Genomic DNA, 8,152 nt, shown 5'->3' on the forward strand with positions numbered 1-8,152 from the left:
TTGCTCACTATTTAGAATTAAAATTGCCTAAAAAACGTTCACGATCTCGCCCTGGCTCGTACCCTAGCAAGGTGAGTGCAAAATCATTAATTTCTTGAATTAAGCCTTGGCCATTAATGCGTATAATTCCAGCGGCAGCCCCAGTGGTAATGGCTTCGTAGCGTGCCAGCCGATAATCACTTAACATCCCCTGATGATTTAACAGTAAACGCTGTTGGTGTAATAACAGTAATTGTTGTGCCTGTTGTGCAAGCATAGTCAACTGCTTAAACTGCTGGTCGTTTAACTGCCTAGGCTGTGTATCAATGATGCACAAGGTTCCCAAGCAGGCCTGAACTCCCTCTTCATTATAAGCATGCAGTGGGATCCCCGCATAAAAACGAATGTTTGCCTCCCCTGTGACTAGGGGGTTATCAGCAAACCGCACATCATTGCGCGCATCTTCCACAATCAGCGGCTTATTATCGGCCACCACATGACTACAAAAAGAAATATCTCGCCCAGTTTCATCAACATCAAGCCCAGCTTTTGCTTTAAACCACTGCCGGTTTGCATCCACTAAAGAAATTAATGCAATAGGCACCTGCAATACCTGAGTGGTGAGTTCCATCAGCTGATCAAACGCAGGCTCAGCGGGGGTGTCTAGTATCTGTAGTTCGTGCAACAAAGCCAAGCGCTTGGCTTCATTAGCAGGCAGCAAAGGTGACATCATAGTATTCCAAAGGCTATAAAATACGACCGTATATCAGCATCATACATTTAAAAGTAACACTTGTTGTGAGCGTATCGGCTTATATCTTAAAAAATTGAATACAATAATGTAAAAAGAGCCACCCTACCGACAGGCTACAAATGGCGTGTTGCAGATTATATCTTTATTTGGCTTTTGGCTTTTTACGCTTGCGTATCAATACACCAATAGCAGTCAGTAACAATAAAGTACTTATCACACCAATAACAATAGGGATGACACCTATAGAGCGCTCTTGCACAACAACGTCGCCTGCTGTGCTAACGGGGGGGCTAACTCTAATCACTTGTTTAGCGAGATTAAGTTGAATTTCTCGGCCTTCTGTATTGTTAGCAAAAGCACGGCCTTTCCAATAGTAATTACCGCTTTCTAATGCCTCTGGCAGTGTTATGGTTTTTCCGGTGCCCGAGATAGGAATGCGTTGTTGCGAGGGCGTAGTTAACTCGCCGGTAATCACTAAAGAGTCGGCAACCAATTCATGACTGGCCTCGACATTCATCTGCCATTGATGTTGTGCATCGGGTGTTGAAAAGCGCACTGTAAGTGGCATGGGGTAGATAAGCACTGTTTGTTCTTGCGTGCGCGCTAGCACTTGATTGCTAATGGTAACCTGATATAAATACTCCCCAGGCAAGGTGTCTAACACGCTCTGTGCTGTCATTTTTCCATCATTGGGGTAGGCATCAAGCTCAAGCCCATCATCCATAAACTCACCAATAACCAAAGGCGCCGGTGCAAATTGTGCCTCGTTGTCATTTTTTAAATTAAGCAACTGAGCTTGTAGCGAGAGATCTTTAAGGTAGTAATTGGCATCAAGTCGCGTGCCATTATGTTGTAACTCAGCGGTAACTTTTAAAATTTCTTGCTGATACAGCCGCTTTGCCAATGGTGTGGTGACTAATGAAAACTCACTGACCAGAGAAATCCCTCTTTTTTCATTTACTTTACCTGTCGCTTGCCATGGCCCGGGCTCGGGTTGCCATAATGTGATCACATCCCTATTACTGCTGCTGGCCCAGCTAATACTATCGGGATGATCCTGATGATAATATTTACTGCCATCAGGGCGAATTAGCACCACAGGGCTACTCTCTAACTCTCGCTCAATAAACAAGGTCACTGAGGTCACTGAGGGATCAATACGAAAGGTGTTACTTAACCAGCGAGCGCTTTGTTCACTTGCATGCGCCACATGCGTCACCAATAGTAAAGCTCCTAGCATCACACTACGAGTGGTTAGGTGCGCCATAAACAGCTTCCTCCTTTTTCTGTAATAAGATCAAGTCTGGCTTCATGGTTTTGTAACTCTTGGGGGTCAGCTCGAATAATTTTGAGTGGGGTACGCGTTGACGACAACCGCTGAATAGCGCCGCTATCTTCTTGATTTTGGCCGTCATTTTGTAAGTTTAGCTTAGTTTGCCCCCCTGTCATTAACAGATAAACATCGGCTAATATTTCGGCATCAAGTAAAGCGCCGTGTAAGGTACGATGACTATTATCTATGCCATAACGGGTACACAACACATCTAAGTTATTGCGTTTTCCTGGATACATTTTACGCGCAAGAGCTAAGGTGTCGGTCACATGACAAATTGATTCAATTCGCTCTTTTCGGCCAATCAACGACAATTCATAATCTAAAAAGCCAACGTCAAAGGGCGCGTTATGTGCAACAATTTCGGCACCACGAATAAACTGTAGAAATTCATCTACTTGTGTTGAAAATACCGGTTTATCAGCCAAAAAGTCATTGGTAATACCGTGCACCTTAATGGCTTCTTCATCTATTTTTCGATCAGGTTTAAGGTACACATGATAATGACGCCCAGTTAAGCGTCGATTGACTACCTCAACAGCACCAATTTCAATTACCTTATGTCCCATATAATGGGGGCCTGCCTCGGTATTAAGGCCAGTAGTTTCGGTATCAAACACTACAACTCGTGAATGGTTTTGCTGGTACATATTGCTGTTTCCTTTACCCAAGTAAGGTCAGTATAAATAACTGCCACTGGCTATGCTAGCCAGAAGCAATACGCTTTAAGCTGCCTTTTTATAATGACTGTGGCAGACTGCCGCTTTATTATGTGTAATGGCGAATGTGTGATGATGAAAAAGGTTGAACTGTACACCGATGGCTCTTGTTTAGGTAACCCAGGTCCTGGGGGGTATGGGGCTGTGCTCATTTATAATGCGCACCGTAAAGAGCTTAGCGGTGGTTATCGTCTAACCACGAATAATCGCATGGAATTACTGGCTGCTATAGAAGGGCTGGCGGCATTAACTGATGCCTGTAAAGTTGATTTAACCACAGATAGCCAATACGTTCGCCAAGGCATCACTCAATGGATCACGGGTTGGAAGCGCAAGGGCTGGCAAACGTCGGCAAAAAAGCCGGTTAAAAATGTTGATTTGTGGAAACGCTTAGATACTCAATGTCAGTATCACCAGGTAACTTGGCACTGGGTAAAAGGGCACTCAGGCCACCCCGAAAACGAGCGTTGTGATGACTTAGCTCGCATAGCAGCTGAGACAGATGCCCATCACGACGATACTGGCTATAACGGGTAACCATAGCGTAGCTCACTCATAAGTGACAATTTGAATCCCTCATGATGAGTATTGAATAACACTTGCAATGTGCAACAATAAATAGGGTGTGCCTTTAATATCGCGCGCCTTAATACTGCCCAAAGGGCCTACGAGCCATACCTGCTTGCAGCACTTGCTTTGCCGGCTGATATTGACGAACGGGGGTCAATGGATAACGACGTTTGCGCGCCATAATAATGTAGGCGGCAGATAATGGCGGGCAATAGCGCGGATAACACCGTTGACGCCAAGCACCTTCGTTTGCAAAATCAAACAAACGGGTAAAACCAAGGTAGTCCCGCTTAATAATTTCAAACCCTAGCAGCTTTAACCAGTCTTCTACACGCCTAGGAGCAACCATATTGTGCCAGTATGGTAGTTTGCGCTGAGTCAAAGGGTCGACGTTAAAGCGCAAGTTAAGCATTAAACTGGCCAGCCCCGCGCTACTGTAGGGGTTAAAGCCAGAAATAATAAGCCAACCGTCATCACGTAAGCCTATTTCAACCTCTCTGAGTATGGCGTGAGGATATTCACTAAAGTCCAATACATGTGCCAGCAAGCAAGCATCTAAACTGCCTGGAGAAAAAGGTAACGCACAGGCATCCCCTACTACGTCGGCTGTGTGAGGGCGCTCTGGTGTTGCTAGCTGACTTAAATAAACGCTGTGCAATAATCGGCTACCCGTTAACGACAAAGACGCACTCAGTGCATCTACCTTAAGCAAGTTAAAACCAAACAATGAAGGGGCCCAGTCATCTAGCCGATGTTGTAATTGCTCGGCAAAATGTGTTCCTCGTAGTAATTGTGCCCAATGAGTTGGCGTATCGGCAGATTTCATCAAAGTTTGCGCCTCTGTTAAGCTAACACTCACATTTTTATAAAGGTGTATTAATATGGTTAATATTAGCCCCATCTGTGCATTTCAAGATAACTATATCTGGCTACTCGAGAATAACAAGCATGCCGTGGTTATTGACCCAGGCCAAGCCGCTCCAGTAGAACAGGTGCTTGCTGAACGAGGTCTAATACTCACCGATATTTTGATTACTCATCACCATTATGATCACACCGGTGGTGTACAGGCACTAGTAGAAAACTGGCCCCAAGCTAAGGTATATGCGCCCGCAGACGAGCCATTACCCTGTTCAACAGCTGTGGCACTTAATGATGGTGACACCCTAACCTTGTCTGAGTTAGGTTTATCCTTCACTGTGATGAAAGTCCCTGGCCACACCTTGGGCCATATCGCTTTTTATACTGCTAATGAAACAGAGCCCGCTCATCCCCCTTTGCTGTTTTGTGGTGATACGCTATTTTCTGGTGGTTGTGGCCGTTTGTTTGAAGGTACACCCCAACAAATGTATGACTCTTTACAGCGCTTTAGTACCCTGCCCGACGCAACTCAGGTGTATTGCACCCATGAGTATACACAAGCGAATTTAGCCTTTGGTTATGCCGTAGAGCCCAGCAATAAAGCCCTACAAAAGCACATACAAACCGTGGCTAAATGTCGCCAGCAAGGCATTGCAACCTTGCCAAGCACCATTGGCTTAGAAAAAGCTATTAATGTCTTTTTACGCAGTGACTTAACGAATGTTAAAGCCTCGGTACAAGCCCATGCAGGCGATCCCTTACCCGAAAACATTCAGGTATTTGCAGCACTTAGACGCTGGAAAGATGATTTTTAACGAACTTGATTAAATTGTTCACAAAGCATACACTGGCCGCCGTTTTTTAGAGATGCGAGCACCATGAGAACACTCTGTATTTTATCCAGCGCCTTGCTGTTGGCAGGCTGTCAGGGGTTACACTCCGCTAATACAGCGCACAGCAACGATAAAGAAGCGGCCAATAACCAGCTCTATCATACATCGTCAGTTTACTCGTCGTTACAAGTACATAATCGCACGGCAGACTTAGGCCGTGCTTACAGCATGACGCCCAGCCATGCTGATATGCTACAACGCGCTGCAACGACCAACCAAGCCAATTTATGGGCCGATTTAGCCGATAATATGCAGCTAGACTTACCTCTAGACCACCCCAGAGTAGTCGCTCAGCGTGAATGGTATCTTAAGCACCCAGGTTATATGCGCTCGGTATCTGAGCGCGCCAGACCGTTTCTCTATCTCATAAAGGAAGAGATAGAAAAACGGGACATGCCAATGGAACTGGTACTGTTGCCTGTTGTTGAAAGTACCTTTGACCCTAAAGCCTACTCTCATGCCCATGCGGCAGGGTTATGGCAAATGCTTAAAAGTACCGGCAAACATTTTGGTTTGAAATACGATACTTGGTACGATGGCCGGTACGATGTAATGGCTTCAACCAATGCTGCGCTAGATTATATGGCGTATTTAAATGAGTTCTTTGACGGTGATTGGGTACTGGCGTTAGCCGCTTATAACTCAGGCGAAGGTCGAGTACAGCGCGCAGTAAGAGCCAATCGTCGCCAAGGCAAGCCTACCGACTATTGGTCATTGTCTTTACCAAAAGAAACCCAAGGTTATATCCCTAAACTGCTGGCATTAGCAGACATTCTAAAGCACGAAACACATTATGGAATGGAAGTGCCCGCGCTACCTAATAAACCACAGTTAGCTGTGATTAAGGTAGAAAGGCAACTCGACCTGCACATGGCCGCCGATCTGGCAGGAATGCAGCGCGAGCAACTTAAAGCCCTTAACCCAGCCTTTAAGCGCACCGCGACGTCTCCCACATACCTTGCTGATATTTTAGTGCCGGTGGCTCATGCGCAAGGCTTTGAAATTGCGATGGTCGATTTACCTGAGCAAGAGCGTAAGTCTTATAAACCTTATCGAGTGCAAGGTGGTGATAGCCTTGGGCGCATTGCCAAGCGGTATGGTTCTAGCATACAGGCCATTCGCCAAGCGAATAATTTAAGTGGCACGACTATTCGTGTTGGACAAGAGCTCATGCTACCTACACCTTATGCAGGTACGGCGGCAACAAGCTCTTCGCCAGATAGGGTTTATCAGGTAAAATCAGGAGATTCTTTGTCCGTTATTGCTAGCCGTTTTAGCGTGAGTATTAACGAATTACTACGCTGGAATAGTCTTACTAATAAGCACAGTTTGCGTGCTGGACAAAAGTTAGTTGTAGCCGCTAATGCGGGTTAATTAACCCAGCGCCAGGCGCCCAGCACCAAGCGCCGAGCCAAAGATAAAAAACACCGAGCCTTGGCTCGGTGTTTTTGTTTGCGGCCTGTTAGCCGTCTTTGCGAGCGTAGCGCGGCAATCCATTTTTCAGGCCTGAGCCATGGTTTGGGTCGATTGAAATCGAGCCTACAAAAACAAAACAGGATGAGCCCGTATTGGTTTTTACGTAACGCGTACGGCGTATAACGTACAGCTTATAGCTTCCCTTTTACCACGCTAAAGCGCATTTGTAGGGCGTTGTGATCTGAAGCGGTGGATTCTAGGCTGCGAGCTTGCTCGAGTATTAAACCACGATAAAAAACAGCGTCTAGTGGGTGCCCTAAAAAGCGGGTGCGTACATCAGGTTCAGGCAAAGCCTCTATTAATTGCTCTTTTTTAGCCCAGCGCGCTAAAAAGCCATCTCGGCGACTGTTCCATCGATTAAAGTCACCCGCCACAATAACAGGCCCTTGGTACTCACCAATTACCTCGCTTATCATATTAAGCTGTTCATTATAGGTACGCCCTCGTAATGAAAAGTTAATGGCATGCAGATTAACCACTAACAGTTGCTGCGCCGAACCCGACAATGGATAATAACTAAATAACAACGACTTAGGTATACGTGTTGCTGGCTCTAATAGCCGTTTACCACACACCTGAGAAGGCTGTCCTTTAGCCGCTGTTAGCACGCCATTACTCACACCATGCCAATTAAAAGCCGCGACCTGAAACCAGTGATAGTCGTGTATAGCTAACCATTGCTGCAAATGCTCACTGGCATTGGCCTCTTGTAATAATAAAAGATCATTATTATCCAGCCATTGCCCCAACTCTGTTTGCCAATCGCCCTGCTGTTTGTAAATATTCCAGCTAAGTAATGAAAAACGTGATGGCAAAAGTGAACTGTTCTCCCCTGAGGGTCGCGCGCACTCCTGCACTAATGGCTCATTATGATGACTTATCAGCGTGTTTTCGGGTACATCAATACAGCCACTTAAGAATAATGTGGCTGTTAATATAAAGCATAACGGCTTCATTCACCCGTTGCCTGTACTGCACGAGGGCGGCCATTACCATCAATGGCCACATACACAAATTGCGCCTGCGCTACTTTATAGCGCGGTCCCCCTTCAGGCGTTAAAACAGGTTTAACCCACACTTCTACTTTTACTGTAATAGAAGTGCGCCCCACCTTAATTAACTCCCCATGAGTACAAACCACATCCCCGACTTTAACAGGCCGCGAAAAGTTCATTTCACTCACCGCAACCGTCCCCACTCGCCCTAGCGCCACTTCATTAGCCAACAAGCTGCCGCCCAAGTCCATTTGTGACATAATCCAACCGCCAAATATATCGCCATTCGCATTAGTGTCGGCAGGCATGGCCATAGTGCGCATTAATAAGTCGCCTTTGGGATCAACATCGTTAGTCATTATTCAGTTCTCTGTAAAGTATAAAAATAAGTTTAATCATACCCATGCCTGATAGCTGAAGAAAGCCACTAATAAGTGAAGTGTGAGGGTGCAGCCATTTTCTAACGCAACTTTCCACCTATCCCAACCGGATAAAAGGAGCGACACCGACCATCACATGATACCAAACACACTAAATAATCGATCTATTTAAATACAGTATAAAAAGGAAAC

At 45.7% G+C, this 8,152-nt stretch carries 9 protein-coding genes; 3 read left to right on the forward strand and 6 right to left on the reverse strand.

Annotated elements, in window-relative coordinates:
• Positions 1-7: 7 nt before the first annotated feature.
• The 3 genes from ACTHY5_RS10195 to dnaQ all read right to left on the reverse strand — a co-directional run bounded on the left by ACTHY5_RS10195 (position 8) and on the right by dnaQ (position 2,716).
• The gene (locus ACTHY5_RS10195; protein WP_441879299.1) at positions 8-712 is read right to left on the reverse strand and encodes a GAF domain-containing protein; all 705 of its coding nucleotides are present in this window, start codon (positions 710-712) and stop codon (positions 8-10) included.
• A gap of 163 nt (positions 713-875) precedes the next feature.
• Entirely contained in the window at positions 876-2,000 is a 1,125-nt protein-coding gene (locus ACTHY5_RS10200) for a hypothetical protein (protein ID WP_441879301.1), read from the reverse strand.
• On the reverse strand, positions 1,988-2,716 hold the full coding sequence (dnaQ, locus tag ACTHY5_RS10205; protein WP_441879303.1) for a DNA polymerase III subunit epsilon: 729 nt from the start codon (positions 2,714-2,716) through the stop codon (positions 1,988-1,990). The genes ACTHY5_RS10200 and dnaQ overlap by 13 nt, the downstream gene beginning before the upstream one ends.
• Positions 2,717-2,857: 141 nt before the next feature.
• Between dnaQ and rnhA the strand changes: the two genes are divergently transcribed.
• Positions 2,858-3,322, forward strand: a complete 465-nt coding sequence (gene rnhA / locus ACTHY5_RS10210) for a ribonuclease HI (RefSeq protein WP_441879305.1) — start codon at positions 2,858-2,860, stop codon at positions 3,320-3,322.
• Positions 3,323-3,431: 109 nt separating this feature from the next.
• Here the strand turns inward: rnhA and ACTHY5_RS10215 are convergent, their stop codons facing one another.
• Positions 3,432-4,181 carry a class I SAM-dependent methyltransferase gene (locus ACTHY5_RS10215; protein ID WP_441879307.1) on the reverse strand — a complete coding sequence of 250 codons (750 nt, stop codon included), beginning with the start codon at positions 4,179-4,181 and terminating at the stop codon, positions 3,432-3,434.
• 55 nt (positions 4,182-4,236) lie between these two features.
• Between ACTHY5_RS10215 and gloB the strand changes: the two genes are divergently transcribed.
• Together gloB and ACTHY5_RS10225 are read left to right on the forward strand one after the other, a co-directional pair.
• The gene (gloB, locus tag ACTHY5_RS10220; protein ID WP_441879309.1) at positions 4,237-5,031 is read left to right on the forward strand and encodes a hydroxyacylglutathione hydrolase; all 795 of its coding nucleotides are present in this window, start codon (positions 4,237-4,239) and stop codon (positions 5,029-5,031) included.
• 63 nt (positions 5,032-5,094) lie between these two features.
• Positions 5,095-6,483: a LysM peptidoglycan-binding domain-containing protein gene (locus ACTHY5_RS10225; protein WP_441879311.1), complete on the forward strand. Its 1,389-nt coding sequence runs from the start codon at positions 5,095-5,097 to the stop codon at positions 6,481-6,483.
• Between the two features lie 233 nt (positions 6,484-6,716).
• Here the strand turns inward: ACTHY5_RS10225 and ACTHY5_RS10230 are convergent, their stop codons facing one another.
• Both ACTHY5_RS10230 and yciA read right to left on the reverse strand, forming a co-directional pair.
• Positions 6,717-7,541 carry an endonuclease/exonuclease/phosphatase family protein gene (locus ACTHY5_RS10230; RefSeq protein ID WP_441879312.1) on the reverse strand — a complete coding sequence of 275 codons (825 nt, stop codon included), beginning with the start codon at positions 7,539-7,541 and terminating at the stop codon, positions 6,717-6,719.
• A complete protein-coding gene (gene yciA / locus ACTHY5_RS10235; RefSeq protein WP_441879314.1) occupies positions 7,538-7,939 on the reverse strand; it encodes an acyl-CoA thioester hydrolase YciA in 402 nt (133 codons plus the stop codon). The genes ACTHY5_RS10230 and yciA overlap by 4 nt, the downstream gene beginning before the upstream one ends.
• Positions 7,940-8,152: the final 213 nt, after the last annotated feature.

It is taken from the genome of Oceanisphaera sp., from assembly GCF_052084945.1.
GTDB lineage: Bacteria > Pseudomonadota > Gammaproteobacteria > Enterobacterales > Aeromonadaceae > Oceanimonas.